Origin of the sequence: Idiomarina aquatica (genome assembly GCF_004362895.1) — a bacterium.
Classification (GTDB): domain Bacteria; phylum Pseudomonadota; class Gammaproteobacteria; order Enterobacterales; family Alteromonadaceae; genus Idiomarina.
Genome location: NZ_SNXI01000010.1, coordinates 1 through 18,043, shown reverse-complemented (window position 1 = coordinate 18,043; position 18,043 = coordinate 1). Strand labels below are relative to the sequence as shown.

Here is an 18,043-nt window from a genome sequence, read left to right as displayed (position 1 = left end):
CGTGCCATCACAAGTAGCCTTAGAGCCTGCCGGCATTATTTTAGCGGGCGGCAAGTCGAGTCGCATGGGTCGTGATAAAGCGTTGTTGAAGCTCAAAGGTGAAACCTTGCTGCAGCGGGGGCAGCGCCTATTGAGCGAAGCGGGCTGTAACCCCATCGTGGTGAGCGGCCAGAATGTCGGCGGAGTCTCAGATATTTATCAGGAGCGCGGACCTTTGGGTGGCCTTCATGCAGGCTTACAAACCTTGCTGTATCAACACCCCATTTCGAGCAAGCCGTTACGAGTTTTAGTCACTCCCGTTGATATGCCAAAACTAACCGTATGCGCTTTAAAACGGTTACTCGATGTTGATAGCGACAACCCCGTTTATTATCAACACTGCGCGTTGCCGTGTGTTTTAAGTTTAACGCCGGATTTGCTTCGCTATATCGAGAATTGTCTGGTCGATCATGATGGTGATCGATCGATAAAACGTCTTTTGCAAAGCTTCGATGCCAAGCCAATAAAAACCGACAAGGTTGAACAACTGGTCAATACCAATACCCCGGCGCAATGGCATGACGCATTAAAGGAGGAGCAGGTATGAGCTCAGCAAAACAGTTTAAGCCATTGAATGTTGCGCTACTGACATTTTCAGATAAACGCGACCAAAGCAACGATACGACCGGTGCCAAATTGCAGCAGGCTGTTGAGGCCGAGGGCCATGAAGTCGTTTACCGCAAGGTATGTGAACACAATAAACATCTCATTAGGGCCGCAGTATGTAGCCTAATTGCCGATGACGAAGTACAGGTGATTTTAACCAACGGTGGCACCGGGTTTGCGCTGGACAATGTGACGCAAGCAGCAATAGCGCCATTGTTAGAGCAGCGAATAGATGGCTTTGGCGAGCTATTTCGTCAGTTGTCATATCAGGATATCGGCTCTTCATCACTACAGTCACGGGCCTTTGCCGGCATTACCAATAAAACCTTAGTCGCCTGCGTGCCGGGTTCCGGCGGAGCTGCCATGCTAGCGTGGGAAAAACTATTGAAACCACAGATGGATGCTCGACAAGGTCCTTGCAACTTCGTCGGTCATTTAGTTTAAACGAGAGATAAAATGAGTGAATTTACACATTTAACCGAAGACGGCTCGGCGCACATGGTTGACGTGGGTGACAAGCAACAAACACAACGTGTGGCGTTGGCAACCAGTACCTTAATCACCCGAGGCGATGTGGTGGCGTTGTTAAAAAAAGCCGCAGACAAAAAAGGTGATGTTCTGGCGACAGCCCGCATTGCAGGAATCATGGCCGCCAAACGTTGCAGCGATTTAATTCCGTTGTGTCACCCTTTGGCATTAACACGCGTCAGTGTCAGCTTTGATATTGACGAGAACGCAGGCGCTATTAAGGTGCTGACAGAGTGCAAAGTCAACGGCAATACTGGGGTTGAAATGGAAGCCCTGACTGCGGCATCGGTTGCTTCGTTAACGCTATACGACATGTGTAAAGCCGTTGACCCGGCCATGGTGATTACTAATACACACCTTGTCGAAAAGCAGGGCGGCAAGCGAGGTCACTGGCGCTTTAGTGAGCAACAAGGTGACGTGTAAGAGGTCTAGAATATGTTGACGATTAAATTTTTTGCCGTGCTACGCGAGCGTTTAGCGACGGACGAAATCCAGTTAGATGTTACTGAATCAACACCGGTAAGTGAATTACTGGAACAGCTTAAGCAGCGTTCAGAAAAGTGGCATAAAGAGCTTTCGCGTTATGATTTGCTGTGTGCGATCAATCATGAGTTCGCCGATCCTGCCGCAACCGTCCGTAATGGCGATGAGCTGGCGCTATTCCCGCCAGTAACAGGGGGCTAAGGCGTGACGGTCAATGTGTCTGTACAGAACGACGACTTTAATGTTGGCGAACTTTATAACCAGCTCGCTACAGACTCACGCAGTGGTGCTGTTGCGACGTTCTGTGGCTTAGTGCGTGATGATTCAGGAGATCTAAAAGCACTGGAACTGGAACACTACCCACAAATGACTGAAAAAGCACTGCATGGCATTGTTGAACAGGCTCAACAGCGCTGGCCACTGCAGCGGGTCACGGTCATTCATCGGGTCGGTTATTTGCGTGTAAACGAGCAAATTGTTTTTGTTGGTGTCGCTAGTGGTCACCGTGATGCGGCGTTTGAGGCGACCCGCTTTATCATGGATTACTTAAAAACCCGGGCGCCATTTTGGAAGAAAGAACATTATGCTGACAAGACACATTGGGTTGAAGCAAAACAAAGCGATGACGAGGCTGCAAAGCGCTGGCAGGGTAGTGAGTCATGTGGCGACTAGTACTGCCATTGTTGCTGGTGTTCAGTAGCAACGCGGCGACGCAAACACTCACGTTAGCGGCAGCGTCAAGTTATCGACCCATACTGGAAGCCGTAGTTACTGACTTTAAAGAAGCCAACGACATTTCGGTACGCATCGTTTATGGTTCTTCAGGTAAGCTGGCGTCACAAATACAGGCCGGCGCGCCGTTCGATATCTATTTTTCAGCCAATAAGCGCTTTATGGAGTTGCTACAAGACAAAGGTTTAGTCCGTGACGTAACGCTGGATGGTTATGGACAACTTGGCCTGTGGGCCGCTGCTCCACAAGCCACAGCGTTAAGCGTTGATAATTTGCAACACACGCAACAGCGCATTGCTATTGCACAGCCGCGACATGCGCCTTATGGGCAAGCGGCAATGCAGTGGCTACAAAGCAACGACCTGAACCTGGCAGAGCAGCTCGTTTATGCTGAGAATGTCGCTCAGGCTGCACAAATGGTTTTTAGTGGCGCCGCCAAATTTGGCCTGGTAGCGCTATCGGTCATTCCGCTAGATGCGCGCACAGCAAAGCAGTTAGTTATTCTACCTGCGGTCGATAACAGTCTGTTGCAACATAGGCATGGCATTGTTTCTGCGACATCTGAGGCCAGTGTTGCCCGTCAATTCAGCGACTACTTCCAACAGCCTAAGTTCGATGAGATTAAGCAGCAATACGGGCTAACCACTGATAGCGGGAGTGATAAGCGATGAGCGAGGCCGACTGGCAAGCGGTGACGCTAACGCTAAAGCTTGGTATCTATAGCACCTTGATCCTGCTGTTAGTGGCGATTCCGCTAGCCTGGTGGCTGGCACGCAAAAACGGCTGGGTAACCTCTATCGTGCAGACGCTGGTGGCTTTACCACTAGTGTTACCTCCCACGGTGCTGGGCTTCTATCTACTGATTTGGTTAGGGCCCTCGGGCTTTATTGGCTCCTCACTCGAAAGTCTGGGACTTGATCATTTAGCGTTTAGTTTTGAGGGCATTGTCATCGCCTCGGTGATTTATTCCTTACCTTTTGCCGTGCAGCCATTAATCGAGTCATTTCGGCAACTCCCCCAGGGCCAGCTCGATGCTGCAGCAACCTTAGGGGCCGGATGGTGGCGACGTTTTTGGACACTCGTTATACCGATGAGTCAGGGCGGTTTGTTGGTTGCGGCGACGCTAAGTTTTGCCCACACGCTGGGAGAATTTGGTGTTATTTTGATGCTCGGCGGCAGTATTCCGGGTGAAACCCAGGTGTTGTCTATTCTGATTTATGATCACACGGAAGCAATGGACTATGACAGCGCCGGTACGCTGGCGCTTGGGTTGTTAGTGTTCTCATTCATTGTATTAGTTAGCGTTTACAGTTTACAAAAGCGTTATGCAGCAGGAGGACTTGGTGTTAAGCGTTGATATCAGATTACAGCGCCGGGACTTTATGCTGCAGCTGCAGCACCGTTTTGCTGATAATAAAATAACCGCGGTATTCGGGGCCTCAGGTAGCGGTAAAAGTACCTTGCTACGCTGCATTGCCGGGCTAGAAGCAAGAGTTACCGGTGAAATTAGCTGGCAGGGACAGCCATGGCAAAACAAAAAGACGTTTCGTAAAGCAGAGCAACGAAACTTAGCGATGGTATTTCAGCAAGCCAATTTGTTTAGCAAAAAGCGTGTTATTGACAATATTCGTTACGGTTTGCCTAAAACAACAGACGATATCTTTATCGAGCCGCAAGAGGTTATCGATTTACTGCAATTGCAACCGTTATTACAGCGCCTTCCGTCGCAGTTATCCGGGGGTCAGCAACAACGCGTTGCAATAGCGCGGGCACTGCTGTCCCAACCTAAATTGTTATTGTTAGATGAGCCGCTTAATGGGCTTGATAGCGACGCAAAGCGCCAAATACTGGGAGACCTGAAAAGGATTCAACAGCGTTACCAACTACCTATGTTACTGGTAAGCCATCACGTTGACGAAGTTGTTTCGTTAGCTGATGAGGTCGTTGTTATCGATAACGGGGTAAAGGTTTCAGCCGGTTCGCTTGTTGATGAAGCTCCCTATTTAGGTCAGGTCAGCGACGGTCCGTTATCGATTATTGAGTTAACCCAAACGGACAAACCGGTTGAGCAAGGGTTACGTTGCTGGAGTATGGGAGTGCAACAACTTTGGCTACCTGACGGTTTAACCAAGACTCTGAATCAAGTGGATAAACACAAACGACTCGTTATTTGGGCTCGGGACGTGAGTATTTCTTTAAGTCCTGCAAGGGATAGCTCGTTGAGCAACCAGGTTGATGCAACGATTACAGATATCCAGAGTGCCGGTCACGAGGCTGAGAAAATAGTTACGCTGTTGGTAGACGGTCAATTGTTACGGGCATTGGTAACTGTGGTCTCCTGTCAGCGCTTGAAGCTGGGCGTGGGTCAAAAGATTACGGCAGCCTTTAAAGCTGCCGCAATGCATTAATTGGCCTAGCGTAACAACTCGGAAAATGGCAATACTTCTACCGTTTCGCCGGCAGCAACGCTGTCACGCTGTTGTTCAAGGCGAGCAAAACTATTGGCGCTTTTCATGGTACTCAGCACGCCAGAGCTTTGTGACCCAGCGCTTTTAACTTTTAGCGGTCCCTGCGGATCCTGCCAATACGTTGCGCGCTGAAAATCTGCACGTCCGGGTCGCTTTTTAAAGGCTTCATCGGCTGCTGCGTTAAAGACTGGAGATGCTGTTGGCTGTTGACCCGCTAACTGGATTAACACTGGCTGAACTAACTGGTCCATGGTGACAGCAGCAGCAACGGGATTGCCGGGCAAACCGAAAAACCAGGCTCCGTTGTCGGCTTGTTTAGCGCCGATACGACCAAACGCAAAGGGCTTGCCGGGTTTCATTGCAACCTTCCAAAAACCAACGTCGCCAAGCGCATCTAAGGCCGCCTTGGTGTGATCTGCATCACCAACCGAAACCCCACCGCTGGTAATAATGGCATCGGCTTGCGAAGCTGCCTCGCTCAGTGCATCCTTTATTTTGCCTAAATCATCGGGTAAACGACCCAAATCGATAATGTCTGCGTTAAAGCGTTGTAACATGGCATGGATAAGGTAGCGATTTGAGTCGTAAATTTGGCCTGACTCTAATGGCGCGCCGGGAGCAACAAGTTCATCTCCGGTAGAAAAAATAGCCACCGTTAATTTACGCTTAACTTTGACTTCAGCAATCCCAAGGGACGCTAACAAACCAATATCAACAGGGCTGAGGCGCTCCCCTGTGGCGATGACAGCGTGGCCCAGTTTAATGTCCGCTCCCTGCAAACGAATATTGTCGCCAACTGCTGCTGCTTGATTAATGGTAATCGCTCCGGCTTCGGTGTTGGCAGTTACGTTTTCCTGAATGACGATAGCGTCAGCCCCGGTGGGGATGGTGGCACCGGTCATAATTCTGACACACTCGCCGTCCCCCAGTTCTTTAGCGAACGGGTGTCCGGCCGCGGCAACGCCAATCACTTTAAGCTCATCGCCAACTTGAGCTGAACCGGCTTTAACGGCATAACCATCCATGGCGGAGTTGTTATGGCCCGGTACGTCAATCGGTGAAACGATGTCCTCAGCTGCGATACGGTCTAGCGCTTGAGTTAATGGGACAGTTTCCGATGACTCCGATGCACTGACTTGCGCTAGCATGGTAGCAATAGCGTCATCGAACGGCATCATTGGCGCTGTTGCGTTAGACATTATGACTCTCCTTGCTGGCCTTGCTGATTAACCATCCAGACTGCCGCCTCGACACGCGAGCGGAGCCCAAGTTTTTTGAGTAGGTGTTTCACATGCACTTTTACGGTGCCGTCAGAAATATCCAGCTCGCGGGCTATGACTTTATTGCTCATGCCTTTAGCAATCAGGCTGAGGATTTCGTATTCACGATTGGTCAATGAGCTTAACTGTGACGAAGGCGCTTTAGCTGGCTGGCGCAGGGCGGTGGCAAGAATTTCGGTAATGGCTTCGCTAAGTACCATTTTGCCGGTAACCGCACGATGGATTTGTTCCAGTAATTGCTCGGGCTCCATGTCTTTAAGTAGGTACCCGTCTGCACCGTTAGTGATGGCGGCGACGACATCGTCGTCAGCGTCACTGACAGTGAGCATGATGATACGCGACGTAACGCCGCTATCACGCAGTTGCTTGAGTGTCTCAATGCCATCCATTCCCTGCATGTTTAAATCTAAAACGATGAGGTCCGGGTCATGTTCAGCAGCTAACGCAATCGCGTCCTTCCCACTACTTGCTTCAGCGACAACCTGCATATCGTCTTCCATGGCGATGAGTTGCTTTAATCCTTTGCGTAACAGCGGGTGGTCATCAACAAGCATAATGCTGGCTGCTTCATTCGACATGAGTATCTCCCTAAAACATATATTCTCTATGAATCTAACTAAGCATAGGTTGCCATATTCTTAATTCAAATACATTAAAAATACTCCTTTTGGAGTATTTCATTACCCCATAAAAATCAATAACTAACACGTAAAACGCATTGTTGTTTGGCGGCGCTCAAGGCAAAGTTGATAGGATCTTAAAGCAACCATAATCATTAACGTAGTGACCCAGGAAAGCCGTGCAACTTGGCTACAGCTGCTCATAGGCATGAGTTATTGGGCTAGCTGGCCAATAATTATTGTATTGATGTATCAGACGAGCCGACTGGCACCGTCTGATGCATTTTTGTTGCTTGGTATTTGTGGTGGTAGTGGTGTTCTTGCCCGCGTTGTTGGTAGTTTTATGAGCCCAATGCAGTCAGCAACTATTGCGCGTTTTCATAATTTGATCATGGCATCTGTCGCCGCTCTTGGCTGCTATGCACTCGTTGATTTTTCACTCCATTACGCGTTGTATTTTGCCGTGGCGGTGTCCGGCTGTTCGGGGCTGCTTTACGCACGAGCTTTTGACTTATCTCTGGTCGGTTCGCGAGCTGACTTAAGTGGTGAAATGCTGCCTTCTGCATGGGTGGTGGGCATTATTCTGGTGGCCACTTTCTTAGCCTACCTGATTGTGCCATTAGTGGTAATGGTTCATCTACCGCTGTCAGGGGCCGCTCACGAGTTTGTGCTAAGTAGTGGTAATTTATTTATTCGTCGGGCTCCCGGATCGGTTATATGGTTGGCATCCTTCCCTTTATTTATCATGGCGCTGTTCTTAGTTTCTGGTGTCAAACAATGGTGCCTTCCCGATAGACGCTTTCAGTTCTTAACCGGCAAGCGTCAGTCACTCAGCCCGGAATTACTCAGAAATCGACATTTTTGGTTTATCGGTATCCTCTATAACTTAACACTAGGTACCTTCATCGGCGTTAGTTTTGTTTTGCCTTTTGTGCTGGAAATTGTATTTGGTTATAGCACCTTAATGCTCGTGTGGATGGCACCGTTTTTGGCAATTTTATCGCGACCTTTGGGGCATTGGCTCGGACGTCTGGTCGGCGGTACGTTAATCACACAGGTTTGCTTATTATTGATGGCTATCTTTGCTGCGCTGGCGGCAAAGCAGTTTGAATTAACACACCACCAACATGACATGCGCTATTTTGATGTGCTGTTTACTTGCATGTTGGGCTTGGTTATTAGTGCTGCGATGGCAAACGGTTCAGTCGTTGTGACCTTGCACAAAGTTTTTCCTGTGGCTTACATTAACCGCGCGCTGACCTGGATGGGGAGCTTTGCTATGTTAGGCGCGCTCTATTTGCCGTTGCGCTTTGCTGTCGCCTGGCAGCCATTCAGCTTTGATCAAGTAATGACTGAAGTGGCGCTGTTTTTTGTTGCTGGATTTATTTTTAATTACGTTATTTATTTGCGCCGCCATGGCGACTTCTATAACCCATAACAGGCCGCGCACTTACTGTAGCAAGTAATCGGGGGTAAAGCGGAAGCTTACCTCGGTGCCGCCTTGTTCGCGACGACGCATGTCCAGGTCACCGCCCAAATTGCGGCTGCGCTCTTGCATAATGGCCAGCCCGTAATGATTCAGCTTTTCTGCACTTTCTGGAATACCCACACCGTCATCACTAATCGTTAGCTCGATATCTGAACCCGTCGGCTGCGTCAGCGCTATATGAAGGTTTTGCCCTTCACTATGGTTTACTGCATTTTGGCTGGCTTCGCGGATAATCTGTAATAAATGAATCTCTTCGTGGGGTGCCAGTGGAATATCATTCAGGCGATAATCCAGATGAACCTGTAATTCACTTTGCTCAGACAGCTGCTTCACCGTCGTTTGCAACGCACTGTAGAGCCCTGAACCATCAACTTTAAGACGGAAGGTCGTTAGCAGCTCCCGTAATTGTTTGTAAGCCGCATTGAGTCCTTCACGAAGCTCAGTCGATACGTCGTCAATAACTTCACGGTCTTCTTTTTCTACTGCTTTCTGTAGCCGTGTGACCTGAATTTTAAGATACGACAAGGCTTGCGCTAATGAGTCATGCAGCTCGCGGGCGATAACCGTGCGTTCATGCATCAGGGCAAGCCGGCGAACTTGCTCTTCTTCTGTTTTTAAACTTTGTGACAAGGCCAGTTGGTCGGCTGTTGATGCCATCAATTGTTGCTGCCATGGCGCAAGCGTTGCGTTTTTATCGCAGCGAACGATCAGCACGCCATATTCCTGATCTTCGCGTTTTAACACAAAGCGATAGACCATTTTGTCTTCGATAACAGAGGCTCCAGGCCCTGCTTTGATGCAACTGGCACAATTTTGTGAACTACACGGCTCTTTTGAATTGGGGCGCGGCTGCATTTGCAAAAATGGCCGGCTGCCTTCCTCGGTCAACAGGCATAGCTCGATGTCATCGACTTCACCCACCTCATAAAGGCGCTCGATGACGTCTTGGTAATTGGCGTAATCATAGCTGTGGACAATGATTGAACGTGCCGTGTCGTACAAAAAAGACAATACCCGGTTTTTGCGGCTCAGTTCAGCCGTTTGCTGGGCAACACGGCGCTCCAGCCCGCCATAAAAATAGCTGACGGTATCGGACATTTTATTTAAGGCACTGGAAAGCTGTCCCAGCTCGTCATCAGACTTGACCTTTGACTGTGCGGTAAAGTCGCCCTGAATAAGGCGGCGACAGACGCCCATGATATGGGTGAGAGGGTCATCGATACGTCGGCGCACAATGTAAAGCAAAAAGAAGAACACACCGACAATAATAAATGCTGATACAGCAAGTGCGCCGCGGACTAACGCCATGCGTTGCTCCGATTTTTGCTGCAACGCCATAACAAAGTTCTGCAACGCAGTGACGTAGTGTTGTGTTTCATCGTAGCTGATGACGTTATTGTCATTTAGCTGTTGCTCTAGCTTCTGCCATTGCTGGCGGGCTATCACTGCGGTCGTCGCAGCATTAGTTGCAGGATCCGCGGTGTGGAACTCGACCAAGGGGTGTTGCCAGCGTTGATTAATATCAGCAGCGATCCGGGCAACTTCTCCCGGCTGGTTTGCCTGTTGCGCAGCAACAAGTTCGAAAGCCAGCATTCGATGCATACCCGCGGCATTGATAACGGCGGCGTCCTTTTCGGACTTTTCTAACAGTAAGAAGCCGGTTAGCGCTGAGCCACTGGCGACAATGACAATCACGGCGAGTGAAACGCGAAAAAGATTAATGATCGACGTTGTCTTCATAAACCGAAAGCTACCCTGCTAATAAGTAAAAAACTTACGTAAATACATGTAGTTTTAATGCATATTAACAACGATGTTAGCAGAGAATTTAGCAGTAAGTAACTTTGGGCTACCCCTTTTTTACTGCGAGAGCCAGTTAATGAAAACCACTATCAATTGTAAAAAATTAAATACTTATAAAACAGCAAGTTAAAAAAATACCCCCATCACCCAAAAGAGGTATTTTTTCTACCTCTAGTCTATTTTTACGCCGCTACCCCTACTGGTGTTACGGGCTTTGATCCCGCACACTTGCTGACATCCATTAGAAATACCTGTTAGGCGTGGACTGGGAGTCTGAAATTATGAGTCGTCTACTCGAAAAATTGCGTTTTTTTAAAACGCACAAAGAACCATTCGCCGACGGTCACGGTGTTACCACCGATGAAGACCGTGCTTGGGAGCAAGGTTATCGGCAACGTTGGCAGCATGACAAAGTGGTGCGTTCTACCCATGGGGTAAACTGTACCGGTTCATGCAGCTGGAAGATTTACGTGAAAGACGGTTTGGTTACCTGGGAAACCCAGCAAACCGACTATCCACGTACTCGCCCTGATCTGCCGAACCATGAGCCGCGTGGCTGCCCGCGTGGTGCAAGCTATTCCTGGTACATCTACAGTGCTAACCGCCTCAAATATCCAAAGGTTCGCCAGCAGCTGATGTCGCTGTGGCGCGAAGCAAAAGAAACCCACAAAGATCCGGTAAAAGCCTGGGAATCTATTGTTACCGATCCAGCTAAAGCGAAGAGCTACAAGCAGGCGCGCGGTATGGGCGGCTTTGTTCGTGCAAACTGGCAGGAAGTCAATGAGATTATTGCTGCTTCGAACGTATATACGGCGAAAGAATATGGTCCTGACCGCATCAGTGGTTTTTCACCTATTCCGGCGATGTCTATGGTGTCGTATGCGGCAGGTGCACGCTATCTATCGCTGATTGGTGGTAACTGCTTAAGCTTTTACGACTGGTACTGTGACTTACCGCCGGCGTCGCCGCAGGTGTGGGGTGAACAGACAGACGTTCCTGAATCAGCGGATTGGTACAACTCTAACTACATCATCGTTTGGGGTTCTAACGTACCGCAAACGCGTACACCGGATGCGCACTTCTTAACGGAAGTTCGCTACAAAGGTACAAAAACCTGCGTTATTACATCGGACTATTCAGAAGCATCAAAGTTTGGTGATACCTGGTTGTCGCCTCGTCAGGGAACCGACTCGGCACTAGCGATGGCGTTTGGACACGTAATCTTAAAAGAATTTTACGTGAACAAGCAAAGCCAGTACTTCCAGGATTATGTTACGCGTTATACCGACATGCCGATGCTGGTTATGTTAGAGCCGGGTGAAAAAGTCCTGAATCAGGGCCGTTTCCTGCGCGCTGCGGACTTGGTCGACAACCTCGGCGAAGACAACAACCCAGATTGGAAAACCATTGCCATCAATAGCAAAGATCAGCGTTTGACCAGCCCGAACGGTGCCATCGGTTATCGTTGGGGCGAAAAAGGTAAGTGGAACCTGGAACAAAAAGACAAGCAGGGTGCAGTTGATCTGCAATTGTCTCTAAAAGACAACCATGACGAAGTCGTGGAAGTAGGCTTCCCATACTTTGGCAGTGCACCGCATGAGTATGAGTATTTCCAGCACACTGATCATGACGAAGTTCAGATCCGTAAAATTCCGGCTAAAAAAGTTGAGCTGGCCAATGGCGAGACCGCCTACGTTGCCACAGTATTTGATTTAATGCTGGCGCAGTACGGTGTCGACAATGGCATGAACGACGAGAATCGGGCTAAGGATTACAGCGATAACGTACCCTACACGCCGGCGTGGCAAGAGCACATTACCGGTGTAAAACCCGAAGACGTTATCCGTGTTGCAACCGAGTTTGGTCGTAATGCAGACAAAACGAAAGGTCGCTCGATGGTTATCGTTGGTGCGGCAATTAACCACTGGTACCACATGGACATGAGCTACCGTGGTTTGATCAACATGTTGATGATGTGTGGCTGTATTGGTCAATCGGGCGGCGGCTGGGCTCACTATGTGGGTCAGGAAAAACTGCGTCCGCAAACGGGTTGGCAACCACTGGCCTTCGGTCTGGACTGGCAGCGCCCACCTCGCCACATGAATGGTACCTCGTTCTTCTACAACCATTCTGATCAATGGCGTTACGAGAAACTCGACATGAGTGAGGTGGTGTCACCACTGGCAAATAAAGACAAGTGGAGCAGCACCATCCTTGATTACAACACCCGCGCGGAGCGCATGGGTTGGTTGCCGTCTGCACCACAGTTGGGAACAAACCCGCTGGGGCTGGTAAAAGCAGCCGAAGAAGCCGGCATGGATGTAAAAGATTATATTGTCGATCAACTCAAAAAAGGTGATCTGAAGTTTGCCTGTGAGCAGCCGGATGATCCGAAAAACTTCCCTCGTAGCATGTTTATCTGGCGTTCAAACCTTTTAGGTTCGTCAGGTAAAGGCCACGAGTACATGCTGAAGCACCTGTTGGGTACTAAGCATGGCTTGTTGGGTAAAGATTTGGGTGAGTTTGGTGGCAAAAAACCGGAAGACGTGGAATGGATTGACGAGGCACCGGAAGGCAAGGTTGATTTGCTAACCACGCTGGACTTCCGCATGTCGACGACTTGCCTGTACTCAGACATCGTGCTGCCCACAGCTACCTGGTATGAAAAAGACGATATGAATACCTCGGATATGCATCCGTTTATTCACCCGTTAACAGCGGCCGTTGATCCGGTCTGGGAAGCGCAGTCTGACTGGGACATCTTTAAAGGGATTGCCAAAGACTTCTCACGCTTAAGCCAGGGTCACCTGGGTGTTGAGCAAGACGTGGTCACGGTGCCATTGCAGCACGACTCACCGGGAGAACTAGCACAGCCATACGGTGGCAAAGCTTGGTGGAAAGGCGAAATCGAAGCGATTCCGGGTAAAACCATGCCGAATATTACTGTGGTTGAGCGTGACTATCCGAATACCTATCACCGCTTTACCTCGCTTGGACCATTAATGGACAAGCTAGGTAATGGTGGTAAGGGCATTAACTGGAATACTAAAGAGGAAGTTGAGTTCCTCGGTAAGCTCAATCGCACCCATGTTGAAGAAGGCGCCAATCAGGGTCGTCCGAAAATCGAAACGGCGATTGATGCCTGCGAAACGATTTTATCTCTGGCGCCGGAAACTAATGGTCATGTTGCCGTTAAAGCATGGGCTGCACTGGGTGAGTTGACAGGTCGCGACCATACGCACCTGGCTAAGCCGAAGGAAGAAGAGAAAATTCGCTTCCGCGATATCGTGGCGCAGCCGCGTAAGATTATTTCGTCGCCGACCTGGTCAGGTCTGGAAGACGAACATGTGTCTTACAACGCCGGTTACACCAACGTTCACGAGTTCATCCCGTGGCGCACCATTACCGGTCGTCAGCAGTTCTATCAGGATCACGAGTGGATGCGTGACTTTGGCGAAACGCTTTGTGCGTACAAGCCACCTATTAACCTGAAAACTGTTGCGCCGGTGCTGAACAAGCGCCAAAACGGTAATAAAGAGATCGTACTGAACTGGATTACGCCGCATCAGAAGTGGGGCATTCACAGCACTTACTCAGATAACTTGTTAATGCAAACCCTGTCACGTGGTGGCCCGATTGTCTGGATCAGTGAAATCGACGCGAAAGCAGCCGGCATTGAAGATAACGACTGGATGGAAATCTTTAACGTTAACGGTTCAATCTGTGCCCGTGCGGTGGTTTCGCAACGTGTACCTGAGGGTATGAGCATGATGTACCACGCCCAGGAGCGTATTTTGAATATGCCGGGCTCTGAGCTGACCGGTACCCGAGGCGGTATTCACAACTCAGTGACGCGTGTGGTCATGAAGCCAACTCATATGATTGGTGGTTATGCACAACAGGCATACGGCTTTAACTATTACGGGACAGTAGGCTGTAACCGCGATGAATTCGTGGTGGTCCGCAAGATGGACAAAGTCGACTTCCTGGACACTGAATAAATCGGAGTGAGGACAACACGATGAAAGTAAGAGCTCAAATTGGCATGGTGCTGAATTTGGACAAGTGTATCGGCTGTCATACTTGCTCCATCACCTGCAAAAACGTATGGACCTCTCGCGAAGGGGTCGAATATGCCTGGTTTAACAACGTAGAAACCAAGCCGGGCATTGGCTTCCCGAAAGAGTGGGAAAACCAGGACAAATGGAACGGCGGTTGGTCACGCAATAAAAAGGGCAACCTGGAGCTGAAAATTGGTAGCAAGCGTCGCGTGCTGGCAAACATTTTTGGTAACCCTGACTTGCCGGAAATTGATGACTACTACGAGCCGTTCGAATTTGACTATCAGCACTTGCACACGGCCAAGCCAAGCAAGCACCAGCCAACGGCACGCCCGCGCTCACTGATTACTGGTAAGCGCATGGAGAAAATCCATTGGGGGCCGAACTGGGAAGAAATTCTGGGTACGGAATTCGAGAAGCGTAAGAAGGACAAGAACTTCGACGACGTGGTGCAAAAAGACATGTACGGTCAGTTCGAAAAGACCTTCATGATGTACTTGCCACGCTTGTGCGAACACTGCCTGAACCCTGCGTGTGTGGCTGCGTGTCCTTCAGGTGCAATCTACAAGCGCGAAGAAGACGGTATTGTACTGATTGATCAGGACAAATGTCGCGGCTGGCGTATGTGTGTATCGGGCTGCCCGTACAAGAAAATCTACTATAACTGGAAGACCGGTAAATCTGAAAAATGTACGTTCTGCTATCCGCGTATCGAAGCAGGTCAGCCAACCACGTGTTCAGAAACCTGTGTCGGTCGTATCCGCTACTTAGGTGTGTTGCTATACGATGCGGATCGCATTGAAGAGGCAGCAAATACACCAAACGAGCAAGACTTGTACGAAGAGCAGTTAGGTATTTTCCTAGACCCGCATGACCCTGAAGTGCAGGAAGCGGCACGTAAAGAAGGCATTGCTGAAAACTGGATCAAAGCAGCCCAGCGCTCGCCGGTCTACATGATGGCGATGCAGTGGAAAGTGGCACTGCCACTGCACCCTGAATATCGCACGCTGCCAATGGTTTGGTATGTGCCACCGCTGTCGCCCATTCAAAGCGCGGTCGAAGCCGGCCATGTTGGCATGGACGGTGAAATTCCGGACTTGAAGTCATTGCGTATACCGCTGCGTTACCTGGCAAACCTGTTGACTGCTGGTGACGAGAAGCCGGTAATTCGTGCGCTCGAACGAATGATTGCTATGCGTTCACACATGCGTTCTAAACACGTTGATGGCGTAGAGGATTTGAACGTACTAAAACAAGTTGGACTGACTAAGCATCAAGTCGACGAAATGTATCGCTACATGGCCTTGGCTGACTACGAGGATCGTTTCGTCATTCCGACTAGCCATCGTGCTTATGCGGAAAATGCCTACGACATCAAGGGTGGTTGTGGCTTCAGCTTTGGTAACGGTTGTAGCGATGGTAACAACGAAGTCAACTTGTTCGGTGCGAAAAAACAAAGCGTCCGTCAAGTCATTCCAGTAACGATGAAGGAGTAATCACATGCAGGTACTACAGGTTATTTCTTTATTATTGGATTACCCAAAACCCGAGCTTGTTGAAGCTCGGGAAGACATCGAGGTAATGATTCAGCAGTCGTCCTTGCCTGCAGGCGATAAAGCCGCACTCATGGAGTTTGTGCAAACCCGCTGTGCAATGGGTTTGATGGACTGGCAATCAGAGTACGACAGCTTGTTCGAGCGCGGACGAGCGTTGTCATTACTGTTGTTTGAGCATGTTCATGGCGAGTCTCGCGATCGTGGTCAGGCTATGGTTGATTTGAACAATCAGTACAAACAAGCGGGATTGGAATTGGGTGTTAAAGAGTTGCCCGATTATATTCCGCTGTATCTGGAGTTTTTATCAACTCAGGGTGACGAAAACGCGACACTGGGCTTACAGGAAGTGGCTCATATACTGGCGCTATTGACGGCTCGCCTGGAACAGCGCGGGAGTAACTACTCACTGCTGTTTGAAGTGCTATTGCACATCTCCGGTATCGATATCGATCTGGACGACGTGCGTCAGCAAATCGCAGACGAAAAGCGTGATGATACCGCGAAAGCGTTGGATAAAGTTTGGGAAGAAGAAGCGGTTACCTTTACCGGTAACGATCAAACCCAGGGCTGTCCAACAGCGCAAAATCGCCCGTCGGAAGGTCAGCGTCGCGATCAATATGTACCGTTTAACACCGACGACCTGATGAATTCAGATCCGTCACAGCCAAGAAAAGTCTCGGGTATTTAAGGAGAGCATCATGGATTACATTAATATGTTGGCCTTCGGCGTATATCCTTATATTGCCCTGGCTGTGTTTTTTATCGGTACCTGGATTCGCTACGACCGCGAACAGTACACCTGGAAGACCAGTTCCAGTCAAATGCTGGAGAGCAAGCAACTGCGAAAAGGCAGTTTGCCGTTCCACATTGGTATTATTGGTATTTTCTTCGGGCACTTAGTCGGCTTATTAACACCAAAACCAATCTGGTATGCATTGGGTGTCAGCAACGAGCTGAAGCAATGGGTTGCGATTATCATGGGTGGCATCTTTGGTGTTATTTGCCTGTATGGTTTAGTCATCCTGGTCAACCGTCGCATGAACAACGTCCGTGTGCGTGTGAATAGTTCTTCCATGGATATCTTCCTGCTGTGGATTCTGCTGGCGCAGTTAGTGCTGGGCTTAATCTCAATTTTCTACTCGGTGAGTCACGTCACTCACGGTGCAGAAGGTGAAAAAGCGGCGGTTATGGTGGCGTTGATGACATGGGCACAAAACATCGTCACTCTCGACCCGGTCCAAGCCGTAGCGGCAGTTGCTAATAATCCAGTGGATTGGGTGTTTAAACTGCACGTGGTATTGGGAATGACCATTTTCTTAATCTTCCCGTTCTCGCGCTTAGTTCACATGTTTAGTGTGCCGGTGCAGTACATTACTCGCCAGCACCAGGTGGTGCGCAAGAAGTTTGCTAAGCCGACCTATTAAGTGACTGAAGTAGAGGGGGCGATGCCCCCTCAAGGAAGCAATAATGATTCAAGTTAATCAAAACGAAATTCCAGAAAAAGTGATTCTGGAAGAAATGCAGTATCATCCCGCTGAAACGCGCGAAGAAGCCATGGCGAAAGCGGCGGAAGCGCTGGTCATTGGCGAGCTGTTTAAGCAACGCGCTAAAGACTTAGGTATTGAAGTTGCTGATGACAGTGCCGATGGTGGCAGCGATGACTTTATCGAAACCTTGATTGACCGTGAGGTTGCGCGCCCAGAGGCTGATGAGCAAGCATGTCGTCAGTACTTCGAGCAAAACCCGGAACGTTTTAAAACGTCGCCCATTGTTGAGGCTCGCCATATTCTGTTGGCGGCTGCACCCGATGACGACTTAGAGCGTGTTAACGCCAAACGTATGGCAGAGCAATTAATCGAGGAACTGAAACAAGGCCATGATTTTGCTCAGTTGGCGCGTCAGTACTCTTCATGCCCGTCGAAAGAAACCGATGGTAACCTGGGGCAACTGAGTAAAGGCCAAACGGTGCCGGAATTTGAGCGGCAATTGTTTACGGCTGATACCGGCATTATGAAGTACCCGGTAGAAACGCGTTATGGCTTTCACGTAGTCAGCGTGGATCATAAAATTGAAGGCAAACCGCTGCCATACGAGGCAGTACGTGACAAAATTGCTGAGTACCTGGAAGAAAAAGTTCACCGCAAGGCGGTATCGCAATACATTCAGGCTTTAGCAAACGAAGCGGACATTAAAGGCTTTGATTTTGTCAGTACCGGGTCGCCACTGTTACAGTAGGCGCAGTAATACTGGATTTTTGATGTATTTAAAGGCACCCTTCGTGGGTAATGCCGATCAGTTAAAGAATTTTTAGCGATCGGTTGACCGATCCGGCAGAGCCTTCAAAATCCATAGTCAGACTGTCTGGCTATGGATTTTTT

Annotated in this window: 17 protein-coding genes; 14 read left to right on the top strand and 3 right to left on the bottom strand. The window is 49.3% G+C overall.

Going from position 1 to position 18,043, the window contains the following annotated elements:
- The first annotated feature begins 1 nt into the window (after position 1).
- From mobA to modC, 8 genes are read left to right on the top strand one after another with little or no spacing between them, the layout of a single operon-like run.
- The gene (gene mobA / locus DEU29_RS08425) at positions 2-586 is read left to right on the top strand and encodes a molybdenum cofactor guanylyltransferase (protein WP_133539925.1); all 585 of its coding nucleotides are present in this window, start codon (positions 2-4) and stop codon (positions 584-586) included.
- A complete protein-coding gene (locus DEU29_RS08420; protein ID WP_133539924.1) occupies positions 583-1,089 on the top strand; it encodes a molybdenum cofactor synthesis domain-containing protein in 507 nt (168 codons plus the stop codon). Before mobA ends, DEU29_RS08420 begins: the two co-directional genes overlap by 4 nt.
- A 12-nt stretch (positions 1,090-1,101) precedes the next feature.
- Entirely contained in the window at positions 1,102-1,596 is a 495-nt protein-coding gene (gene moaC / locus DEU29_RS08415) for a cyclic pyranopterin monophosphate synthase MoaC (protein WP_133539923.1), read from the top strand.
- A gap of 12 nt (positions 1,597-1,608) precedes the next feature.
- A complete protein-coding gene (locus DEU29_RS08410) occupies positions 1,609-1,857 on the top strand; it encodes a MoaD/ThiS family protein (RefSeq protein ID WP_133539922.1) in 249 nt (82 codons plus the stop codon).
- Between the two features lie 3 nt (positions 1,858-1,860).
- On the top strand, positions 1,861-2,328 hold the full coding sequence (moaE, locus tag DEU29_RS08405) for a molybdopterin synthase catalytic subunit MoaE (protein ID WP_133539921.1): 468 nt from the start codon (positions 1,861-1,863) through the stop codon (positions 2,326-2,328).
- Positions 2,316-3,059, top strand: coding sequence for a molybdate ABC transporter substrate-binding protein (gene modA / locus DEU29_RS08400; RefSeq protein ID WP_133539920.1), 744 nt, complete (start codon positions 2,316-2,318; stop codon positions 3,057-3,059). The genes moaE and modA overlap by 13 nt, the downstream gene beginning before the upstream one ends.
- A complete protein-coding gene (gene modB, locus DEU29_RS08395) occupies positions 3,056-3,745 on the top strand; it encodes a molybdate ABC transporter permease subunit (RefSeq protein ID WP_133539919.1) in 690 nt (229 codons plus the stop codon). Before modA ends, modB begins: the two co-directional genes overlap by 4 nt.
- Entirely contained in the window at positions 3,732-4,796 is a 1,065-nt protein-coding gene (gene modC / locus DEU29_RS08390; RefSeq protein ID WP_166635898.1) for a molybdenum ABC transporter ATP-binding protein, read from the top strand. The genes modB and modC overlap by 14 nt, the downstream gene beginning before the upstream one ends.
- Positions 4,797-4,801: 5 nt before the next feature.
- On the opposite strand, the gene moeA is transcribed toward modC, so the two are convergent.
- Both moeA and narL read right to left on the bottom strand, forming a co-directional pair.
- The gene (moeA, locus tag DEU29_RS08385) at positions 4,802-6,055 is read right to left on the bottom strand and encodes a molybdopterin molybdotransferase MoeA (RefSeq protein WP_133539917.1); all 1,254 of its coding nucleotides are present in this window, start codon (positions 6,053-6,055) and stop codon (positions 4,802-4,804) included.
- A complete protein-coding gene (gene narL, locus DEU29_RS08380; protein ID WP_133539916.1) occupies positions 6,055-6,714 on the bottom strand; it encodes a two-component system response regulator NarL in 660 nt (219 codons plus the stop codon). The genes moeA and narL overlap by 1 nt, the downstream gene beginning before the upstream one ends.
- A gap of 250 nt (positions 6,715-6,964) precedes the next feature.
- On the opposite strand from narL, the gene DEU29_RS08375 reads away from it, so the two are divergent.
- Positions 6,965-8,194, top strand: a complete 1,230-nt coding sequence (locus DEU29_RS08375) for a hypothetical protein (protein ID WP_133539915.1) — start codon at positions 6,965-6,967, stop codon at positions 8,192-8,194.
- A 12-nt stretch (positions 8,195-8,206) separates the two neighbouring features.
- On the opposite strand, the gene DEU29_RS08370 is transcribed toward DEU29_RS08375, so the two are convergent.
- Positions 8,207-9,985, bottom strand: coding sequence for an ATP-binding protein (locus DEU29_RS08370; protein ID WP_133539914.1), 1,779 nt, complete (start codon positions 9,983-9,985; stop codon positions 8,207-8,209).
- Between the two features lie 344 nt (positions 9,986-10,329).
- Between DEU29_RS08370 and DEU29_RS08365 the strand changes: the two genes are divergently transcribed.
- The 5 genes from DEU29_RS08365 to DEU29_RS08345 are packed head-to-tail and all read left to right on the top strand — an operon-like array spanning position 10,330 to position 17,900.
- Positions 10,330-14,049, top strand: a complete 3,720-nt coding sequence (locus tag DEU29_RS08365; protein ID WP_133539913.1) for a nitrate reductase subunit alpha — start codon at positions 10,330-10,332, stop codon at positions 14,047-14,049.
- Positions 14,050-14,069: 20 nt separating this feature from the next.
- Entirely contained in the window at positions 14,070-15,605 is a 1,536-nt protein-coding gene (gene narH, locus DEU29_RS08360; RefSeq protein WP_133539912.1) for a nitrate reductase subunit beta, read from the top strand.
- 4 nt (positions 15,606-15,609) lie between these two features.
- Complete coding sequence (gene narJ / locus DEU29_RS08355) at positions 15,610-16,353, top strand: nitrate reductase molybdenum cofactor assembly chaperone (RefSeq protein ID WP_133539911.1); 744 nt, start codon at positions 15,610-15,612, stop codon at positions 16,351-16,353.
- A gap of 10 nt (positions 16,354-16,363) precedes the next feature.
- Positions 16,364-17,089 carry a respiratory nitrate reductase subunit gamma gene (narI, locus tag DEU29_RS08350; protein WP_133539910.1) on the top strand — a complete coding sequence of 242 codons (726 nt, stop codon included), beginning with the start codon at positions 16,364-16,366 and terminating at the stop codon, positions 17,087-17,089.
- Between the two features lie 43 nt (positions 17,090-17,132).
- A complete protein-coding gene (locus DEU29_RS08345) occupies positions 17,133-17,900 on the top strand; it encodes a peptidylprolyl isomerase (RefSeq protein WP_133539909.1) in 768 nt (255 codons plus the stop codon).
- Positions 17,901-18,043: the final 143 nt, after the last annotated feature.